At 76.9% G+C, this 19,236-nt stretch carries 19 protein-coding genes; 16 read left to right on the plus strand and 3 right to left on the minus strand.

Going from position 1 to position 19,236, the window contains the following annotated elements; translation table 11 throughout:
- Positions 1 to 16 precede the first annotated feature (16 nt).
- Together ADEH_RS08065 and ADEH_RS08070 are read left to right on the plus strand one after the other, a co-directional pair.
- On the plus strand, positions 17 to 1,291 hold the full coding sequence (locus ADEH_RS08065) for an ABC transporter substrate-binding protein (protein WP_041453419.1): 1,275 nt from the start codon (positions 17 to 19) through the stop codon (positions 1,289 to 1,291).
- Complete coding sequence (locus ADEH_RS08070) at positions 1,288 to 2,859, plus strand: sensor histidine kinase (RefSeq protein ID WP_011420616.1); 1,572 nt, start codon at positions 1,288 to 1,290, stop codon at positions 2,857 to 2,859. The genes ADEH_RS08065 and ADEH_RS08070 overlap by 4 nt, the downstream gene beginning before the upstream one ends.
- A gap of 54 nt (positions 2,860 to 2,913) precedes the next feature.
- Here the strand turns inward: ADEH_RS08070 and ADEH_RS08075 are convergent, their stop codons facing one another.
- Positions 2,914 to 3,228 carry an FmdB family zinc ribbon protein gene (locus tag ADEH_RS08075; protein WP_011420617.1) on the minus strand — a complete coding sequence of 105 codons (315 nt, stop codon included), beginning with the start codon at positions 3,226 to 3,228 and terminating at the stop codon, positions 2,914 to 2,916.
- A 40-nt stretch (positions 3,229 to 3,268) separates the two neighbouring features.
- A complete protein-coding gene (locus ADEH_RS23670; RefSeq protein ID WP_011420618.1) occupies positions 3,269 to 4,849 on the minus strand; it encodes a helix-turn-helix domain-containing protein in 1,581 nt (526 codons plus the stop codon).
- Positions 4,850 to 4,932: 83 nt separating this feature from the next.
- Between ADEH_RS23670 and ADEH_RS08085 the strand changes: the two genes are divergently transcribed.
- The 9 genes from ADEH_RS08085 to ADEH_RS08125 all read left to right on the plus strand — a co-directional run bounded on the left by ADEH_RS08085 (position 4,933) and on the right by ADEH_RS08125 (position 12,083).
- The gene (locus tag ADEH_RS08085) at positions 4,933 to 5,541 is read left to right on the plus strand and encodes a HEAT repeat domain-containing protein (RefSeq protein ID WP_041453420.1); all 609 of its coding nucleotides are present in this window, start codon (positions 4,933 to 4,935) and stop codon (positions 5,539 to 5,541) included.
- Between the two features lie 98 nt (positions 5,542 to 5,639).
- A complete protein-coding gene (locus tag ADEH_RS08090; protein ID WP_011420620.1) occupies positions 5,640 to 6,143 on the plus strand; it encodes a Fur family transcriptional regulator in 504 nt (167 codons plus the stop codon).
- On the plus strand, positions 6,140 to 8,206 hold the full coding sequence (gene feoB / locus ADEH_RS08095) for a ferrous iron transport protein B (protein ID WP_011420621.1): 2,067 nt from the start codon (positions 6,140 to 6,142) through the stop codon (positions 8,204 to 8,206). Before ADEH_RS08090 ends, feoB begins: the two co-directional genes overlap by 4 nt.
- Before the next feature lie 9 nt (positions 8,207 to 8,215).
- Positions 8,216 to 8,434, plus strand: a complete 219-nt coding sequence (locus ADEH_RS08100) for a hypothetical protein (RefSeq protein ID WP_041453421.1) — start codon at positions 8,216 to 8,218, stop codon at positions 8,432 to 8,434.
- The gene (locus ADEH_RS08105; protein ID WP_011420622.1) at positions 8,431 to 9,108 is read left to right on the plus strand and encodes a metal-dependent transcriptional regulator; all 678 of its coding nucleotides are present in this window, start codon (positions 8,431 to 8,433) and stop codon (positions 9,106 to 9,108) included. Before ADEH_RS08100 ends, ADEH_RS08105 begins: the two co-directional genes overlap by 4 nt.
- A gap of 69 nt (positions 9,109 to 9,177) precedes the next feature.
- Entirely contained in the window at positions 9,178 to 10,515 is a 1,338-nt protein-coding gene (locus ADEH_RS08110) for a hypothetical protein (RefSeq protein ID WP_198133815.1), read from the plus strand.
- An 8-nt stretch (positions 10,516 to 10,523) separates the two neighbouring features.
- Entirely contained in the window at positions 10,524 to 11,078 is a 555-nt protein-coding gene (locus ADEH_RS08115; protein WP_011420624.1) for an FMN-binding protein, read from the plus strand.
- Positions 11,075 to 11,551, plus strand: coding sequence for a hypothetical protein (locus ADEH_RS08120; protein WP_011420625.1), 477 nt, complete (start codon positions 11,075 to 11,077; stop codon positions 11,549 to 11,551). Before ADEH_RS08115 ends, ADEH_RS08120 begins: the two co-directional genes overlap by 4 nt.
- Positions 11,544 to 12,083, plus strand: coding sequence for a hypothetical protein (locus ADEH_RS08125; protein WP_011420626.1), 540 nt, complete (start codon positions 11,544 to 11,546; stop codon positions 12,081 to 12,083). The genes ADEH_RS08120 and ADEH_RS08125 overlap by 8 nt, the downstream gene beginning before the upstream one ends.
- A gap of 8 nt (positions 12,084 to 12,091) precedes the next feature.
- On the opposite strand, the gene ADEH_RS08130 is transcribed toward ADEH_RS08125, so the two are convergent.
- Positions 12,092 to 13,087 carry an FAD:protein FMN transferase gene (locus tag ADEH_RS08130; protein ID WP_011420627.1) on the minus strand — a complete coding sequence of 332 codons (996 nt, stop codon included), beginning with the start codon at positions 13,085 to 13,087 and terminating at the stop codon, positions 12,092 to 12,094.
- A 150-nt stretch (positions 13,088 to 13,237) separates the two neighbouring features.
- Here ADEH_RS08130 and ADEH_RS08135 point away from each other — a divergent pair, with 150 nt between their 5' ends.
- The 5 genes from ADEH_RS08135 to ADEH_RS08155 all read left to right on the plus strand — a co-directional run bounded on the left by ADEH_RS08135 (position 13,238) and on the right by ADEH_RS08155 (position 19,205).
- Complete coding sequence (locus ADEH_RS08135; RefSeq protein ID WP_011420628.1) at positions 13,238 to 13,846, plus strand: TetR/AcrR family transcriptional regulator; 609 nt, start codon at positions 13,238 to 13,240, stop codon at positions 13,844 to 13,846.
- Entirely contained in the window at positions 13,843 to 15,432 is a 1,590-nt protein-coding gene (locus ADEH_RS08140) for a DHA2 family efflux MFS transporter permease subunit (RefSeq protein WP_011420629.1), read from the plus strand. Before ADEH_RS08135 ends, ADEH_RS08140 begins: the two co-directional genes overlap by 4 nt.
- A 2-nt stretch (positions 15,433 to 15,434) precedes the next feature.
- Positions 15,435 to 16,481 (plus strand): HlyD family secretion protein, encoded by a 1,047-nt coding sequence (locus ADEH_RS08145; protein ID WP_011420630.1) that lies wholly within the window; start codon positions 15,435 to 15,437, stop codon positions 16,479 to 16,481.
- 133 nt (positions 16,482 to 16,614) lie between these two features.
- A complete protein-coding gene (locus tag ADEH_RS08150; RefSeq protein ID WP_011420631.1) occupies positions 16,615 to 16,914 on the plus strand; it encodes an FtsB family cell division protein in 300 nt (99 codons plus the stop codon).
- On the plus strand, positions 16,911 to 19,205 hold the full coding sequence (locus ADEH_RS08155) for a sensor domain-containing diguanylate cyclase (protein ID WP_011420632.1): 2,295 nt from the start codon (positions 16,911 to 16,913) through the stop codon (positions 19,203 to 19,205). Before ADEH_RS08150 ends, ADEH_RS08155 begins: the two co-directional genes overlap by 4 nt.
- The last annotated feature ends 31 nt before the right edge of the window (positions 19,206 to 19,236 follow it).

The following is a 19,236-nucleotide window of genomic DNA, read 5'->3' on the forward strand; positions in this document are numbered from 1 at the left end:
GCCTCCCCGGCGCGCGGTGCGCACGGCGCTCGCCATCCTCGCGGCCGCGCTCGCGGCGGCCTGCGCCCGGCCGCCGGCGGAGCGCCCGTACGTGCTGCGGCTCGCGGTGGTCGGGCGCTTCTCGCCGCTCGATCCGCTCGGGAGCGAAGGGCACGCCATGCTGGCCCACGACCTCGTGTACCAGGGCGCGCTCGCGCCCGGGGCGGACGGCACGCCGCGGCCGGGCGTGGCGCGCGTGGTGGAGCGGCGCGGCCCCCGGAGCTGCCGCCTGCGCGTCGAGCCGACCGCGGCGTTCTCCGACGGCGCGCCGGTGACGCCGGAGGACCTGGCCCGCTCGGCGCGCGCCGCCGGGCTCGCGGCCGAGGCGGCGGCGGACGGCAGCGTGACGGTCTCGTCGGAGGGGCGGGCGGTGGAGGCGGCGCTGCTCTTCACCGCCGTGTTCCGCCCCGGCCCGAGGGGCGCGATGGGCACCGGCCCGTACCGCATGGTGGAGCAGTCGGCGGACCGGATGGTGCTCGAGCGCGTGCGGCCGGCGCCGCGCCGCATCGCGCGCGTCGAGGTCATCGGGTTCCCCAGCGAGCGCGACGCGCTCGCGCGCCTGCTCCGGGGCGACGTGAACGCGATGATCGGGCTGGACCAGCGCTCCATGGACCTGCTGGAGGACGTCCCGGGGCTGCGGCCGATCCGGGCGCCCGGGCCGCATGCGTGGACGGTGATCCTCAACGAGCGCCGGCTGGGCGGCGCCCAGCGCCGGCGGCTGCAGGCGGCCTTGCCCGTCGCGGAGCTGGTCGCGGCGGTGTGCGGCGCGGAGGCGGCCGGCGCGCCCGCGGGCGCCGAGCGGCCGGCGCGCGCGATCCCGCCCGGCGCGCCGCTCCGGATCCTGGTGATCGGCGACGGCGTGGGCGAGCGGCGCGGCGCCCTCGCGCTGCGGCGGGCCCTCGGCCGTCGAGGGGGCGAGATCGTCCCGTTCGACGCGGGCGCGGGCGTGGAGGAGCAGATCGCCGGGGCCGACCTGGTCCTGACGCGCCAGGTGGTGTGGCCGCCCATCGCGGTGGCGCAGGTGTGGGCGGCGGGCTCGCCGTTCGCGGCGGCGGGGTACCGCGACGCCGAGCTCGAGGCCGCCATCGCGCGCGGCGACGCCGACGCCGCCGTCCGGCGCCTCCGCGAGGACGGCCCGGCGGTGCGCCTGTGCCGGACCACGCGCGCCGGCGCGGTGGACGCGCGGATCCGCGGCGCGGCCTTCGGCTGGGGCGCGCTCGACCTGCTGCCGGACTGGGAGGTCGCGCCGTGACCCGCGCCAAGGTGGCGGCGCGCCTGAGCGTCATGCTGGCGCTCACCGGCGTCGCGCCCATCGTGGCGCTCGGGGCGGTCGGCATCGAGGCGATGCGCCGGCACGCCGAGTCGTCCACCATCGCGACGATGCAGGAGCTGGCCCGCCAGGCCGCCGAGCGCATCGACGCGTACCTCGCGGCGCAGGAGGAGGCGCTGCGGGTCGGCGCCGCCGCGTCCGCCGACGACGCGCACTCGGGCCAGCGGCTGGAGGAGCTGGTGCTGGAGGCCCCCGGCCTGGGCCGGGTGGTCCGCGTGGGGCCGAAGACGCCGCCGTCGGCGCTCCCGGAGCGGATCACGCCGGCGATGGCCGCGCGCGCGCGCGCCGGCGCGCCGGTGCGCTCCGCCTTCTACCTCGCGCGCGATCTCACCCCGGCCCAGGACCTGTGCGTGCCGGCGCCGAGCCAGCCGCACGTCGCGGTCTGCGCCAGCCTGGACCTGCTGGAGCTGTGGCGCTTCGTGGGGCGGGTCCACGGCGGGGGCGCGGGCACCGTGCTCGCGTTCGACGAGACCGGCCGGCTGGTCGCGTCCGGCGCGGGCGCGCTGCGCGCGGCGGTGCTCACCGGCGAGCGGGTGCCGGAGGCGGAGGTGGCGGTCCGGGTGGCGCGCGGCGAGGGCACGGCCCCGACGCACTGGGTGGGGCTGGAGGGGGAGGCGCTGCTGGGCGGCTGGGCCCGGCTGCCGCGCTCGGGCTGGGCCGTCGCGGTGGCGCGGCCCGCCGGAGACGCGGCGCGCGCCGCGCGGACGGCGCAGTGGGCGCTCGCCGCGGTGGTGCTGGCGGCCCTGGCGCTGTCGCTCGCGGTGGGGCTGGCGCAGTCGAAGCGGGTGCTCGCCGAGATCGAGCGCGAGGAGCGCTGGCGCACCGCCGGCCGCATCGCGGCGGGGGTGACCCACGACCTCGGGCACCGGGTCGCGATCCTGCAGCAGCTCGCCCGGCTCGCCGAGGACGGCCCCGAGGCCCTGCCGCGGCTGCGCGACGGGCTGCGCGCCGAGGTGGCGGCGCTGCGCGCGTTCGTGGCCGACTTCTCCGACCTCTCGCGCGACGTGCGCGCGGCGGAGCGCGTCCCGCTGGAGCTCGGCGCGTTCGCGGCGAGCCTGGTCCGCACCGCGGGGCCCCACGCCGGGCGGGAGGGCGTGACGCTCGCACTCGAGGCGGGCGCGCAGGCCTGGATCCGGGCCGACCGCCACCTGCTGGAGCGCGCGGCGCTGAACCTCGTCTGGAACGCCTGCGAGGCCTCGCCGGCGGGCGCGGAGGTGCGGCTCCGGGCGGCCGTCGAGGGGGGCCGCGGGCTCCTGTCGGTGGCGGATCGCGGCGCCGGGATGCCGCCGGAGCGGCTCGCCTCGCTGTTCGACCTCGGCTCGACCAAGCGCGGCGCCGGCCACCTCGGGCTCGGGCTCGCCAACGTGAAGCGGATCGTGGAGGGGCTGGGCGGGGCGGTGGAGGTGGCGAGCGCCGAGGGCGCGGGGACCACCTTCACGCTCTCGTTCCCGGCGATCGCGCCGCCGCCGCCGCTCGAGGAAGAGGCCTAGCCGGTCCCCTTGCGCCGCGCGTGACCAGGGGTGAACCCGGCGCCCGCGGCGCGCTCAGGAGCCGGCGCCGCCCTTGCCGCCGCCCGGTGCCGCGGGGGCGGCCGGGGCCGCCGGCGCAGCCTTGGCCGGGGCCGCCGGAGGTGCGGAGGCAGCGCCGCCGTCGCCGGCGGGCGCGGGCTTCGACTTCGCCGAGGCGTACAGATCGGAGTACCAGCCGCCACCCTTGAGCTGGAACGTGGTGCGCGAGACCAGCCGGGCCAGCTTGCCGCCGCCGCACTCCGGGCAGGCGGCGGGCGCCGGATCCGACACCTTCTGCATCACCTCGGTGATGCGGCCGCAGGCCTCGCAGACGAACTCGTAGATGGGCACGCGGGGATCCTAGCGGCGGCGTGCGCCGGCGGTCAAAGCGTCAGCGGCCGCGCCGCCCGCCGCCGGGGCGCGGGCCGCGAGGGGGCCGGGACGGGCCGGACCCGGGCTTGCGCGGTCCGGGCCGGCCGGTCCCAGCGGGCCTGCCGGGGCCACCGGGCCGAGCCGAGCCGCCGGGCCGAGCCGAGCCGCCGGGGCGGCCAAGGCCGCCGGACCTGCCGGGGCCGCCGGGCCGGGCCGCGCCACCGGGGCGGCCGAAGCCGCCGGGCTTGCCGCCGGGGCCGCCGGTCCGGGCGGAGCCACCGGGCCTGCCGGGACCGGCGCGAGGCGGGCGGGGGCTCCCGCCGGCGCCGGGCGAGCGCTCGCCGCCGCGGGCGCGATCGGAGGTCCGGGGGCGCCAGGGCGCGGCTCCTGCCGGGCCTGCCGCGCCGGCGCGAGCGGGGCGATCGCCGGTCCGGGGCGGACGCCGCCCGCCGCGATCCGGCGGCCCGCCGGCGCCGGGCATGCGCCGTCGCGGGGTCCGCTCCCCGCCGGCAGGACGCGGCGGCCGGCCGGCGCGCTCGGGCCGGGCGGGGCGGCGCGCCGGACCCGGCCACTCCGCGGGCGACGATCCCGCGGCCGGGCCGAGCTCGAGGCCGAGCCGCGCCCCCAGCGCGTCCACGCCGGCGCGATCCAGCGAGAGGCTCGCGCCGAGCGCGGGCCGGAGCGGTCCCCCCGAGGCGCGCAGGGCGCGCAGGTGCTCGGGGAGCCGGGCGCGCAGGTCGGCCTCGAACTCCGGCAGCAGGCCGAGGTCGGCGAGCCGCGGCTCGTCGGAGAGCAGCAGGCGCACGCGCTCGGTCAGCGTGGCCCGGGCGCGCAGCTCGGCGCGGCGCTCGTCGCGCACGCGCTCCGCCTCGCGCTCCGCGCCCGCGCGCGCCAGGGCTGCGCGCAGCCCCGCGGCGTCGAGGCCGAGGCGCTCGGCGGCGCGGGAGATCACGCCCCCGGCGGCGCGGACCGCGTGCAGCAGCTCGTCCCGCTCGCGGCGCGCGAACGCGTGCGCCAGGCCGTGCAGGTCGAGCAGGGCGCCGAGGTCGGCGTCGCCCACCGGCGCGCCGTCGGCCCGGCGCCAGCCGGCGGCGAGGGCGGCCAGGATGGCGGGGCGGCGGGCCCCGTGCCGGCGCACCAGCCGCTCCAGCTCGCCACGGCCGGCGGGGAGCTGCAGCTCGTCCACGAGCGGCAGGGACGGCGCCGGGGCGGGCTCCGGCGCGGCGGCGCGGTCGCGCGCGCGCCGCACCACCAGCTTCGCCTTCCGCGCGCCGCCCTTCCTCCGCGGGGTCGCGGGGGCGCGGGCCGGCGCCGCGCCGGCGGGCGCGGCCGCCCGCGGCTCCTCGTCGCGCCGGTACATGCCGCCGCGCTCGCGCTCGGCCGCGATCTCCGCGGGGGTCCCGCGCGCCAGGTCCGCGAGCGCCTGCGGCCCCAGCGGCCGCGCGGGCGGCGGATCCGCGAGCAGCGCCTTCACCATGAGCAGCTCGTCCCAGCCCAGCGCGCCCAGCGCGCGGCGGATCTCCGCCGCGCCGGCCTGCCGCCCGGCCTCCGCGCACCAGCGCGCCACCCGCTCCAGCAGCTCGTCGTCGAGGTCGGCCATCGCGACGCGGAACGTTGCCGACGGGGCCCCAGGAGTCAAGGATCACGTTGCCGGGGGCACGTCCGCGTGGTTCACTCCCGCGCATGTCACCTGCTGCGCCGAACGGCGCGCGCGTCCCGGCGTTCGTGCGCGCCCTCCGGTGGATCCTGTACGCGTTGCTGCTCGTCGCCGCCGTGCTCACGCTGGCCGGCCTCCCCGAGCTGCAGCGCGCCGTGGCCGCGGGGCACTGGCCGCGCGCCACCCTCGCCCTCCCGCCCGCGCTCGTGGCGGTGTTCATCGCCGGCTACGCCACCTACCGCTTCGCGCTGGTCCGCGCCGGCCGCTACCCGGCCGGCAAGGCGCTGGTGCAGCTTGGCCTGATGGTGCTGATGGTGGCGGTGATCGGCGGCATCGCGCTCGAGCGCGGGCAGGGGATCCCGGACGCCCCGGTGGACCTGGCCCGCGCGCTCGCCTCGGCCGACCCGGATGCCCGCGCCATGGCGGCGGAGCTGGCGCGGCACCGCCCGCGCGAGGTCTCCGAGCGGCTGGTGCCGGCGCTGGTGGAGCTGGCGGCGGACCCGGCGCCGGAGGTGCGGCGGCAGGCGCGCGCCAGCCTCGCGGCGCTGGCGGGCGAGGACGCCGGCGGGGACGGCCCGGACGCGCCGGAGCGCTGGCGCGCGTTCTGGCGCGCGCGGGGCCTGATCCCGCGCTAGGCGCGCGGTCCGGGGCGGGCATACGGTCTGGGGCTTGTGCCCGGCGCCGTGGTCTGATATTGAGAACCATTATCAACATGAATACCGAACGGGACAGGATGAAGGGCTCGAGCAGGCCGCGGGAGGGCGGCGGGTCGGCGCAGGTGTCCGGTCCTACCGCCACGCTCGCCGCGTACATCCAGGAGCGCGGCCTCAAGCAGTCGCGGCAGCGCGAGCGCATCGCCCAGTCGTTCTTCGCGATGGGCGGCCACGTCACGGTGGAGCAGCTCGTCGCCCGCGTGCGCCGGGACGACCCGCGGGTCAGCGTCGCCACGGTCTACCGCACCATGAAGCTGCTGGCCGAGTGCGGCCTGGCGGTGGCGCGGCAGTTCGGCGACGGGCAGACGCGCTACGAGGCGTCGGCCGGGCGCGACCACCACGATCACCTCATCTGCACCGCCTGCGGCGAGATCATCGAGTTCGCGAACGAGCGGATCGAGAGCCTGCAGGAGATGGTGGCGCGCCGCCACGGCTTCGAGGTCGAGAGCCACCGCCTCGAGCTCTACGGCCGCTGCGCCCGGTGCCGCCCGCCGGGCCGCGCCCGCCAGGAGGCGCGCCCGTGACGCCTCCTCCCCCGGAGGCCGCCGCGCGCCACCAGGCCGACCTCGATCGCAAGCAGGTGGTGGCGGCCGCGCGGTCGGTGATCCTGGTCGGCAACCCCAACGTCGGCAAGAGCGTGCTGTTCGGCGCGCTCACCGGCAAGTACGTCACGGTCTCGAACTACCCGGGCACCACCGTCGAGGTGACCCGCGGCTCGGCCACCATCGAGGGCCGGCCCTGGCACGTGATGGACACGCCGGGGACGAACAACCTGCTCCCGATGTCCGAGGACGAGCAGGTGACGCGCGACATCCTGCTGGTGGAGCGCGACTACGTGTGCCTGCAGGTCTGCGACGCGAAGAACCTGCGGCGCGGGCTGCTGCTGTCCGCCCAGCTCGCCGAGGCGGGCATCCCGTTCGCGCTCGCGCTCAACATGGCGGACGAGGCCGAGGGGCGCGGCATCCGCATCGACGAGGTCGCCCTGACGAAGGCGCTGCAGGTGGACGTGGTCCGGACGGTGGCGGTGCAGCGCAAGGGGCTCGCCACGCTCCAGGCCCGGCTCGCCTCGGCCCGCCCGTCGCCGTGGCGGCCGCGGTACGACGAGGCGATCGAGGACGCCATCGCGCGCGTCGAGCCCCTCATGCCCCGCGGCGGCATCGGTCCGCGCGCGCTGGCGGTGATGGCGCTGGTGGGGGACGACTCGCTCCGCGCGTACGTCTCCGGCAAGCTCTCGGCGGTCGAGCTGGCGCGCATCGACGAGGTGCGCCGGGTGCTGGCCTCGCGGTACCCCGAGTCGCTGCGCTTCGTGATCGCCCGCCAGCGGCTGGCGGCCGTGGACCGGCTGCACGACGCGGTGCTCACGAAGGGCGACGGCTCGGCGGCGAGCGGGTTCGCCCGCCGGCTCGGCACGTGGTCCACGCACCCGCTCTGGGGGCTGCCCATCCTCGCGGTGGTGCTCGCGGTCGCCTACCTGTTCGTGGGCGACTTCGGCGCCGGCACGGCGGTGGACTTCCTCGAGAACACCGTCTTCCACGAGTACCTTATCCCCTGGACCGACCACCTGGTGCGCTGGATCGTGCCGGCCGGCGCGGTGCAGACGTTCCTGGTCGGGCCGCCGGGCGTCCCGCCCCTGGAGCACGGCGGGTTCCTGATCGGCAAGTACGGCCTGGTGTCGATGGGGCTCTCCTACGGCGTGGCGATCGTGCTGCCCATCGTCACGACGTTCTTCATCGCGTTCAGCATCCTCGAGGACTCCGGGTACCTGCCGCGGCTCGCGGTGATGGTGAACAAGGTCTTCAAGCGGATGGGCCTGAACGGCAAGGCCGTGCTGCCGATGGTGCTGGGGCTCGGCTGCGACACCATGGCCACCATGACCGCGCGCATCATGGAGACGCGGAAGGAGCGGGTGATCGTCACGCTGCTGCTGGCGCTGGCGGTGCCGTGCTCCGCGCAGATGGCGGTCATCCTGGCCATGACCGCCGGCCTCTCCGCCGGGGCCACCGCCTGGTTCGTCGGCACGCTGCTGCTCGTCATCTTCCTGGTGGGCTGGCTCGCGGCCAAGGTGCTGCCCGGGCGCGGCTCGGACTTCATCCTGGAGCTGCCGCCGCTCCGGCTCCCGCAGGCCTCGAACATCGCGGTGAAGACCTCGGCGCGCATCGAGTGGTACCTGCGCGAGGCGCTCCCGCTGTTCGTGCTCGGGACGCTGATCCTGTGGGTGCTCGACCGCTTCCACGGGCTGGCGGTGCTGGAGCGGGCCGCCGCGCCGGTGGTGGTGGGGATGCTCGACCTGCCCCCCGAGGCCGCCACCGCGTTCATCCTGGGCTTCCTGCGCCGCGACTACGCCGCCGCCGGCCTGTTCCGCCACTTCCAGCCCTACATGCAGGCCGGCACCATGACCTGGAACATGGAGATCCAGGTGGTGGTGGCGCTCGTGACGATCACGCTGTTCGTCCCCTGCATCGCGAACTTCTTCATGATCCTGAAGGAGCGCGGCTGGAAGACCGGCCTCGCCATCATGGGCTTCATCATCCCGTTCGCGTTCGGCGTCGGCGCCGCCGTCAACCAGCTCATGCGCCTCGTGCACTAGGAGCCGCCCGTGCCCGCCGTGGTCGCCAGGAACGAGAGGTGCCCGCTCTGCGGGACCGAGTTCGACGCCGAGGGGCAGGGCTGCCGCCCGAGCTGCCCGATGGCGAAGGGCTGCCGCGTGATCTGCTGCCCGTCCTGCGGCTACTCGTTCCCGCAGGAGGCCGGCGTGGCCGGCGGGCTGCGCAGGCTGTTCGACCGGCTGAAGGAGAAGAGGGGACACGCACCGTGAATCACCGCACCACGCACCGCAACGAGGAGATCCTGGAGGCGGTCTTCACCGAGCGCGAGGCGGGCCGCGACGCCGCCGCGGGCATCCTCGCGCAGGCGGCGCCCGATCACGCGCCCGGCGCGGACGCGTCCGACCTCGAGGCGCTCGCGGCCGAGGGGATGCTGCGCCTCGACGGGACGCGGGTGGCGCTCACCGAGGAGGGCGAGCGGCAGGCGCGCGACGTGGTCCGCCGGCACCGCCTCACCGAGCGGCTGTTCCGGGACCTGCTCGACCTGGGGGAGGAGCCCATGGAGAAGCAGGCCTGCGAGTTCGAGCACATCCTGTCGCCCGAGGCCACCGACTCGGTCTGCACGCTGCTGGGCCACCCGCCCACCTGCCCGCACGGCAAGCCCATCCCGTCCGGCCCGTGCTGCGGCACGTTCCAGCGCACGGTGCGCCCGCTCGTGACCGGCCTCGCCGCCTTCGAGCTGGGCGCGACCGGCCGCATCGTCTTCATCGCGCCCAAGTTCCACGACCGCATGGACCGGCTCGCCGCGCTCGGGGTCATCCCCGGCTCGACGGTCCGGCTCCACCAGCGCTCGCCCTCGTACGTCATCGAGATCGGCGAGACCACCATCGCCCTCGATCCCGAGATCGCGGGCGAGATCTACGTGAAGCCGGTCGAGGCGCGCTAGCGCCCCGGCCATCGCAGTCCACCCGGAAGCGACACCGGAGGCGGGCTCCCGCGCGAGCCCAAGATGAGAATGACAATCAACATCACGACCAGCGCCCTGCTCCTCGCCGTGTTCCTCTCCGCCCCCGCCGCGCGCGCCGCCGAGCCCGCGCCGGCGCCCCAGCCCGCCCCGGCCGCGAAGCCCGCCGCCGGCGGCGACAAGAGCGGCGCGGCCGCGAAGGACGACGCGCCCGCCACCCAGGAGCAGGTCCGGACGCTCGCCGAGGAGGTGCGCCGCCTGAAGCTCGAGCTCGGCCTGCGCGACGTCGAGTACCAGTCGTACGGCGGCATGGGCCCGGCCGCGTCCAAGGTCTACTTCGCGCCGAAGGGGCTCTCCATCGGCGGCTACGGCGAGCTGACCTACCGGAACATGACCGACGGCCCCACCGGCGACCAGAGCGACCTGCTCCGCGCGGTGCTCTACGTCGGCTACCGCTTCACCGACCGGATCGTCTTCAACTCGGAGATCGAGTTCGAGCACGCCGGCCACGAGGTCGGCGTCGAGTTCGCCTACCTCGACTTCCTGCTCACCGACGCGCTCGGGCTCCGGGTCGGCAACGTGCTCGTCCCGATGGGCTTCGTGAACGAGATGCACGAGCCCGCGTTCTTCAACGGCGTGTTCCGCCCCGACGTCGAGCGGCTGATCATCCCCAGCACCTGGAACGAGAACGGCGTGGGCGTGCACGGCGAGGTGGCCGGGCTCCGCTACAAGGCGTACCTGCTCACCGGGCTCGACCTGTTCCGCGGCGGCGAGGAGACGCCCGAGGCGGACTCGTGGATCCGCGAGTCCCGCAGCGGCGGCGGTGAGTCGCGCGCCGCCACCGGCGCCGGCGTCCTGGCGCTCGAGTACGCGGCCGGGCCCGCCACGGTGGGCGGCTCCGTCTACCGCGGCCGCGCCGACCAGCGCGAGCGCACCGCCACCGGCGGGCCCATCCGCGCCGACGTGACCCTGGCCGAGCTGCACGCGCAGGCGGCCTGGCGCGGCGCGAGCGCCCGGGTGCTCGGCGTGGTGGGGCGGCTGGGCGACGCCGCGAAGGTCTCCGAGCAGCTGGGGCTCTCGGGCGACGAGGTCCTCGGCTCGGGCGTGAAGGGCGGCTACGCCGAGGTCGCGTACGACGTCCTGACGCTCGCCGCGCCCGGCGGCGCCGCCTCGCTCTCGCCGTTCGTCCGGGTGGAGCGCTACGACCTGCACGACCGCGTGCCGGCGGGCGGCGTCCGGAACCCCGGGCTCGACCGCACCGCGGTGACCGCCGGCCTGACCTTCAAGCCCATCCCCACGGTGGTGCTGAAGGCGGACTGGCAGCGGCGCGACCCGAAGGCCGGCGCGGCCACCGACCAGGTGAACGTCGGCGCGGGGTTCGTGTTCTAGGGGCGGCCATGGCGCGCGCGCTGCTCATGGGGCTGGCCACCGCCGCGGCGCTCGCCGCCGGCGGGGCCGCCGCCGGCGAGGCGGGCCCGGCCCCGGCGAAGGACGAGGCGGTGGTCCGGTCCGCGTTCCCGGGCACGGAGCGGGTGGAGGTCCGCGACGTGCTGCTCACCGACCCGATGGTCGAGCGCATCGAGCGTCTGGCCCGGGCCCGGGTGAAGGAGCGCCTGGTGACGTTCTACACGGCGCGGCGAGGCGGTCAGGTGCTCGGGTACGCGGTGATCCACAGCCACGTGGTCCGGACGAAGCGCGAGACGCTGCTCCTCGCGTTCGAGCCGGACGGGCGCATCCGCAAGGTCACGGTGCTCGCCTTCCTCGAGCCGCAGGAGTACCGGCCGCCGGAGCGCTGGCTGCGGCAGCTCGAGGGGAAGGGGCCCGCGGACCGGCTGGCGGTGGGCGACGACCTCGCGCCCATCACCGGCGCCACGCTCTCCGCGCGCGGCATCGCCGAGGAGTCGCGCTGGCTGCTCCAGGCGCTGCGCGAGACCGCGGGGGCGCGGCCGTGAGGTTCCTCGTCCAGCCCACCCCCGACGCGCTGGCGCGGGCCCGCCCGCCGGTGCGCGCCTTCCTCGTCTTCGCGGCCCTGGCGCTGGCCGGGGTCGCGATCCAGCGCGCGGCCGCGGGCGGCTTCACCGCCGCGGGCGTGCTGGACCAGTACCTGGCCGGCGGCGACCCGCTCCCGGCGGCGGCGCTCTGGGAGGAGGTGCACGTCGGCGCGTTCCTGTACGGCTTCGTGCTCCTCATGGCCGGCTCGCTCCTGGCGGTGTGCCCGGTGCCGGCGCGGCTGCGGAGCGCGCTGGTGGGCGTCGCGTTCGCTGCGGCGCTCGCCGACCTGTTCTCGCCGTTCGCGGTGATCCGCCTGGGCGGCGCCGGCGCGCTGCGCGTCGCGACGTCCGTCGCCGCGCTCGGGTCGCTGGGGGCGCTCCTCGCCGTGGTCGCGGCCACCTACGGGCGGCCGGGGAGGCGCGCCGGTGCGTGACCCGCGCCTCGCGCCGTTCCGGGCGCCCGCGCTCGCGTTCGCGGCGCTCCTGCTCGTCTCTGCGGCGAGCGGGGCGGTGCTGTTCGTGCTGAAGCTCGGCACGACCGCGGCGCGGGTGCAGGAGTTCTACCTGGGCTCGGAGGCGCGCTTCACGGCGCCGCGGACGCTCGGCGGCATCCTGGAGGTCGCGGTCCCGCACCTCGTCGCGGTGCCGCTCGTGCTGTTCGCGGTGGCGCACCTCGTCGCCTTCACCCGCGCGCTCCGCCCGCGGCCGTACGCGGCGCTGGTGCGCCTCTCGTTCGGCTGCGCGCTGGCGGGCGCGCTGGCGGGGCTCGGCATCCGGTTCGTGGCGCCGTGGCTGGCCTGGGTGAAGATCGGCGCGTTCGTGGGGCTGGAGGCGGCGCTGCTCGCCTGGGCGGCGCTGCTCGTCGGCCTGTTCCTGCCGGACCGGGCCGAGGCGCACGCGCGCCGCGCCGCGGCCGCAGACGGCGCCAGCCCGCAGCGCGTGCCCGGGGCGCCGCGCCGCGACTGACGCGAGCCTCACCGGGGGGCGCGCGCCAGCCGGCCGGCGAGCGCCGGCGAGACGCGCACCGCCCCGTCGCCGTCCACCAGGATCGCCGCCGCGCCGGCCGCCTCGACGCGCGCCAGCCCCGCCTCGCCGCCCTCCAGGAACGCCGCCTTCCCCAGGATCTCGGCCTCCACCGCGGTCCGGGCCAGCACCGTCGCCGCGCGGCTCGCCGGGGAGGGGCGGCAGGTGCGCGGGTCGATGAGGTGGTGGTAGCGCCGGCCGCCGGCCTCGAACGCGTGCTCGTAGTCACCGCTGGTGGAGAAGGCGCGGTCGGAGACGTCGAGCGCGGCCATGGCGTCAAGCGGGCCGCCCCGCGGGTCCCGGATGGCGACGTGCCATGGCGCGCCGCCGCGCCGGCCCGCCGCGTACAGGTCCCCGCCGGCCTGGAGCAGGAAGTTCCGGATGCCGAGCGCGCGGAGGCGCCGGGCGGCCCGGTCCACCGCCCAGCCCTTCGCGAGCCCGCCGAGGCCGACCTTCATGCCGGCGCGCAGCAGGCGCGCCTCGCAGCCCGGGCCGCCGCGGCGCGCGCGCAGCTCGAGGCCGCGCCAGCCGACGAGCGCGCAGCGCGCCCGGACCGCCTCGTCGGGCGGGGGCGCCTGCTCGGTGCCGTCGAACCGCCAGAGATCCGACACCGCCGCCCAGGTCGGGTCGAACAGGCCGCCGGTGTCGCGCGCGCCGCGCCGGGCGATCCGGAGCACCTCGCAGAGATCGGCGGGCAGGGCCACCCAGCCGCGGCCGGCGCGGGCGTTGAGCCGGGAGAGCGGCGAGTCGGGCCGCCACTCGTTCATCACGCGATCCACCCGGTCGAAGACCGCGAACGCGGCGTCGATCCCGGCGCGGGCCCGGTCCGGTGGCGCCACCACCGCGACCGTGAGCAGCGTTCCCATCCCGGGGCGCGACTCCCGGAGCTCGGCCTCCGGGGGAGGCGCGAGCGAGAGCAGGGCGAGCAGGGCGGGGAGGGCGAGCACGGAGCGCTGGCATATCCGGGGTGCGGGCCGCCCGCCACCGGCCTCGCCGCGCGCGCCCGGCGGCGCGGCCGGCTCGACCGGGTGCGCCTTGACCGCGCGCGGCGCGATGTCTAGATCCCGGGTTCACTCGGTGAATCTGGATTCAGCGCCATGAGCACGCGTTCCCAGGAGGTCCCCCGGCTGCGGGAGCGGCTCCGCGAGGAGACGGGGCGGGCCATCCTCGCCGCGGCCGAGCGCGTGTTCGGGGAGGACGGGCTGCACGCGGCGCGGATGGAGCGGATCGCCGCCGCCGCGGGCGTGGCGGTGGGCACGCTCTACAACCACTTCGCCGATCGCGACGCGCTGGTCGAGGCGCTGTGCCGGGCCGGGCGCGAGGCGCTCCTCGCGCGCGTGGACGCGGCGCTCGCGGCGGCGCAGGACCGCCCCGCGCGCGACCAGCTCCGCGGCTTCCTGGAGGGCGTGCGCGAGCACGCGATCGCGCGCGGCCCGTTCCTGGCGGTCCTGGCGCAGGCCGGCGAGGGCCCGGCGCGGGCGCGGCCGCCGGTGACGCTCGACGCCGAGCTGACGCGGCGGGTCGAGGCGATCGTCCGGCGCGGGGTGCGCGCGGGCGAGCTCCGGCCGGACGCGCACGGCGTCCACGCGGTCGCGTTCCTTGGGATCGCCCGGGCGCTGGTGGTGCGCACGCTCGAGCGGCGGGGGAGCTGGGAGGGGTTCGTGGACGCGGCGCTCGACGCGTTCCTGCGCGGGGCGGGGCGGTGAGCGCCGCGCGGCCGCCCACCAACAAGTGGCTGGTGACCGTGTCGGTCACCTTCGGCACGCTCATGGGCGCCATCGACGCGTCCATCGTGAACGTGGCGCTGCCGCAGATCCGCGGCGCGGTCGGCGCGACGGTGCAGGAGATCACCTGGATCACCACCGGCTTCGCCATCGCCACGGTGATCGTCATGCCGCTGACCGCGTTCCTGGGCCGGCTGTTCGGCCAGAAGCGCGTCTACATGGCCTGCCTGCTGGTGTTCGTGGCGGGCTCGGCGCTGTGCGGGATGGCCTCGAACCTCGGCCAGGTGGTCGCGTTCCGGGCCATCCAGGGGCTCGGCGCGGGCGCGCTGCAGCCCACCGAGCAGGCCATCCTGCGCCAGACCTTCCCGCCCAAGGAGCAGGGCATGGCCATGGCGCTGTTCGCGATGGCCGTGATGGTCGGGCCCGCCATCGGCCCGACGCTGGGCGGCTACATCGTGGACGACTTCCACTGGTCCTGGATCTTCTTCATCAACCTGCCGGTGGGCGCGCTCGGCCTGTTCATGGTCTGGCGCTTCGTGCACGAGCCGGAGGACATCCGCGCCGCGAACGCGGCGGCCGCGGCCGAGCAGCGCCGGAACATGGACTGGCTCGGCATCGCGCTGCTCGCGGTCGGGCTGGCCACGCTCCAGTACTTCCTGGAGGAGGGCCAGCGGGACGACTGGTTCGAGTCGCGCACCATCACCGCGGTGGCCGCGGTCGCGGCGCTGGCGCTGGCGCTGTTCGTGTGGCGCGAGCTGGTGGCGAAGGTGCCGGCCGTGAACCTGCGGCTGTTCCGCGACACGGTGTTCACCTCCGGCACGGTGATCGGCGCGGTCATGTTCGCGATCCTGATGGCGAGCATGTTCCTGCTGCCGCTCTTCATGCAGGAGCTGCTCGGCTTCACCGCCATGCAGTCCGGGCTCGCGCTGATGCCGCGCGTGCTCGTGATGATGCTGGTCACGCCCGTGGTCGGCCGGCTCTACTCGCGCGTCTCGCCGCGGCTGCTGGTGGCCATCGGCGTGGTGCTGGTGTCGCTCGGCTCCTTCGACGTCTCCCGCATCACGCTGGAGAGCACCTCCTCCGGCATCGTCCACGCCATCCTGATCCAGGGCGTGGGCTTCAGCTTCCTGTTCGTCCCCCTCACCACCGCCGCGCTCTCCAACGTCCCGCGCGCCCGGCTGGCGGACGCGACCGGGCTGAACTCGCTGCTCCGCCAGGTGGGGGCGTCGATGGGCCTCGCCGTCTTCGCGACGCTGCTCGAGCGCTCCGGCGTCCACGCCCGCGCCGCGGTCGCGAGCCACCTCACCCCGGACCGGCCCGAGGTGCAGGAGCGGCTCGCGCAGCTCGGCGCCTTCTTCGCCCAGCGGGGCTTCGACCCGGTGTCGGCCCGCGAGGCGGCGCTCCGGGCGCTGGACGGCGTCGTCCGCAAGCAGTCGATGGTGATCGCCTTCGAGCAGGTGCTGTTCGTCACGGGGCTCCTGTTCCTGTGCGTGCTCCCGCTGCTCTACTTCCTCAAGGTGAACCGGCACGGACCGAACGAGAAGGTCCACGTCGAGATGGAGCCGTGACCATGACCCCTCCCGCCGATCCGAAGCTCCACGAGGTCCGCGCGCCGCCCGCGCCCGCGGAGGCCGCTGCGCGCCCGGGCGGCCGGCGCCGCGTGGTGGTGGGCGCCGGCCTGGTCGCGGTGGTGATCGCGCTGGCGCTCGGCGCGCACGCGCTCCTGACGCGCGGCGAGGAGAGCACCGACGACGCGCAGGTCGAGGCCGACGTCGTCGCGATCGCGCCGCGGGTGGCGGGCCCGGTCGCCGAGGTGCTGGTGGCGGACAACGCCCAGGTGCGGCAGGGGCAGCCGCTGGTCCGCATCGACCCGGCCGACTACCAGGTCCGCGTGCGCCAGGCCGAGGCCGAGCTGGCGACGGCCCAGGCCCAGGCGGCCGCCGCGGAGGCGCAGGTGTCGGTCGCGCGCGCCGGGGTGACCCGCGCCGAGGCCGAGGCGGAGAAGGCCGCGCTCGACCTGCGCCGCGCGGAGGAGCTGAAGGCCGGCGACGCCATCGCCGCCGAGCGCTACGACGCGACCCGCATCGCCGGGGCCACCGCGCGCGCCGGCGCCGGCGCGAACCGGGCGCAGTACGCGGCCGCGCTCGCCAGCGGCGAGCTGGCGAGGGCCCGGGTGAAGGCGGCGCAGGCCGCGGTGGACCTGGCCCGCCTGCAGCTCTCCTACACCGAGGTGCGCGCGCCCGCCTCCGGCCGCGTCTCGCGCCTCGCCGCGCGGGTGGGGCAGATCGTGCAGCCGGCCCAGAGCCTCGGGCAGCTCGTGCCCGACCGGACCTACGTGGTCGCGAACTTCAAGGAGACGCAGACCGGCGACATCCGCCCCGGCCAGCCGGTGGACGTCGAGATCGACGCGTACGGCGGGCGCACGCTCCACGGGAAGGTGGAGAGCATCTCCGGCGGCACCGGCGCGCGGTTCGCCCTGCTGCCGCCGGACAACGCCTCCGGGAACTTCGTCAAGGTGGTCGAGCGCGTCCCGGTCCGGATCGCCTGGGACGCGGTGCCGGCGGACCTGCCGCTGCGGGCCGGCCTGTCTGCCTTCGTGACCGTGCACACGAGGTAGGACGAGGGCTGCGGGGTCGCCCCGCCGCCGCGCCGCCGGCGCCCGCACACCCGCCCACCCGCGGGCCGGTGAGACATCGGCCGATTTCTGGACGGGTCCCCTCCGGCTGCTACGGTCGCGGCGAGGCAGCCGAATGGCCGTGACGCGCGGACGCAGGTGGGGCGTGTACGTGGGGGTCGTCGCCTTGCTGGCGGCCCTCTCCGCCGCCGATCCGTCCGGCCTCCGCAAGCACCTGCGCCTCGCCGGCGAGGTGGACCAGATGCGCGCCGAGAACGAGCGCCTCGCCGGCGAGAACGCGCGCCTCGCGCGCGAGGTCCGGGCGCTCCGCTCCGAGCCGGCCGCGCTCGAGCGCGCCGTGCGCGAGGAGCTCCGCTACATCCGTCCCGGCGAGCGCGTGTACTGGCTCGGCGCCGAGCGCGGAGGGGCCCCGTGAGCGAGCCGCTCCCCGCGCTGCCGCCGGTGCGCGCGCCGGTGGGCGCGACGCCCACGGTGCGCCGCCGGCTGGCGCTGCAGCGCTCGCGGCCGCTGCTCATCCGCGCGTACGCGCTCCTGCTCGGCGAGGCCGGGCTGGCCGGCCCCATCGCCCGCCGCCGGGCGGCGCGCTTCGCGGTGCGCAGCCTGCCGGCGCTGGTCACGGTGGCGGTGGGCGCGCTCGTGGCGCTGCGCGGGTTCGAGTCGGCCGCGGGGTGGGCGCAGGTGGCCGCGATGGCGGTGCTGGCGGTCGCGCTCGGCGCGCTGGTGTGGCGCCGGGTGGCGCGCGCGGCCGCCGGGGAGCAGGCGGGCTACCGCGAGCAGCTCGAGCTGGGCTCGCTGTTCGTGGTGGCCGCGTACGCGGTCGCGCAGAGCGCGAGCTTCGGGCACGCGGAGTCGGCGTTCCAGCCGGTGGTCTACCTGGTGATGGCGTTCCTGGTGGCGTTCCTCGCCCCGGGCGTCGGCGCCGGGCTGGTGGCGCTGGCGGTGACGCTCGAGGCGCTGCTGTGGGCCGGGCGCGGCGCGCGGGTCGCGGAGCTGCCCGAGGCGGTGGTGCACGCCGGGTTCGTCACGGTGTTCGCGGTGCTCTACTACGCGGTGCTGGCCGGGCAGGTCGCGGCCAGCCGGCGCGACGAGCGGCTCGCCATCGAGCGGCGGATGAAGGAGATCGACCACCTGGCGCGCGCGTTCCGGCTGAGCGTGGCGGCGCCGGACGACGCGCAGGATCCGGCCGAGCGCGAGCGCCGCTGGAGCGAGGGCGCGGTCATCGAGGTCGAGGCGGCCGTGGGCGGGGCGCTCGAGGTCGCGGTGGCCGCCCTGCGCTGCCACACCTGCGCGCTGTTCTGGCTGAGCGAGGACGAGAAGACGCTCACGCTGCTCGACTGCCGCTCGCCCAGCGAGGCGGTGGGCCGCGAGCCGCTGCCGGCCGGCGAGGGCCCGCTCGGCGGCGCGGTGCGGCGGCGCTCCCCGGTGCGGCTCCACGGCGAGGTGAAGGCCGTCAGCTACTACGCCGACGGCACGCGGCCGAAGGCGCTGCTGGCCGCGCCGCTGGTGGACCCGCGCGGCGGCCACGTCCGCGGCGTGGTGCTGGTGGACCGGATGGAGCCGACGCCGTTCACCGAGGCCGAGGAGAAGCTCCTCGTCACGCTCGCCGCCGAGATCCTGCGGGCGGTCGGCGCCGAGCGGCTGATGAAGGACGTCCGCCAGACGCGCGCCGAGGTGGACCGGTTCTACCGCTCCATCGAGCGGCTGAACCGCACCCGCAAGCTCTCCGAGGTCTACGACGCGCTGGTGGGCGTGGCCTCGGAGATGGTGACGGTGGACTTCGCCGCGGTCGCGCTGCGCGACGAGGTGGATCCGTCCAAGGTGCGCGTGGTCCGGGTGGCGGGCGGGGAGGGGGAGCGCACCGGCGCGGCCGGCCTCGACGACCTGGAGTTCGCCATGGGCGACGGGTGCCTCGTCTCCTCGGCCATCAAGATCGACGACGTGCTCCCGGTGAACGCGCTCGACCCCGCCAAGACGCGGGTGTTCGGCGCGGTGTGCCTGCGCGGCCTCGCCTCGCTCAAGATCTTCCCGCTCAAGGTCGGCGAGCGCTCCATCGGCGCGCTGGTGGTGGGCGCGAAGCGCGCCGGCGCCTACGGCCGCGACGCGGTCCAGCAGCTGCTCGTCATCTCCATGCACGCGGCGCAGTCCATCGACCGCGCCCGCCTGTTCGACCAGACCGAGCGCCTCGCCACCACCGACGGCCTCACCGGCCTCACCAACCACCGCACCTTCCAGGAGCGGCTGGACGCGCACCTGGGCCAGGCGCAGCGCTACGGGAAGCGGACCTCGCTGCTGCTCTGCGACATCGACCACTTCAAGTCGGTGAACGACACCTACGGCCACCCGGTGGGGGACCAGGTGCTGCGCGGGGTGGCGAGGACGCTGGCGCGGGCGGCGCGCGGCACCGACGTGGTGGCGCGCTACGGCGGCGAGGAGTTCGCCATCGTCATGCCGGAGACCGACACCGGCGGCGCGATGGTGATCGCCGAGCGCATCCGCGAGAAGGTCGGCCAGCTCGTCTTCGAGACCGAGCAGGGTCCCCTCAAGGTCACGCTGTCGCTGGGGGTCGCGACGTTCCCCGACGACGGCGGCCAGAAGCCGGCGCTGATCGAGCGCGCCGACGCCTGCCTCTACCACGCCAAGCGGCACGGCCGGAACCAGAGCGTCTCGGCGGCCAGCCTGCGCGCCCCTCGCCGCGCCGCGGTGTGAGGGCGGGCCTCCGCGGCGGTGGCCGGCCCCG

Origin of the sequence: Anaeromyxobacter dehalogenans 2CP-C (assembly GCF_000013385.1) — a bacterium.
Lineage (GTDB): Bacteria > Myxococcota > Myxococcia > Myxococcales > Anaeromyxobacteraceae > Anaeromyxobacter > Anaeromyxobacter dehalogenans_B.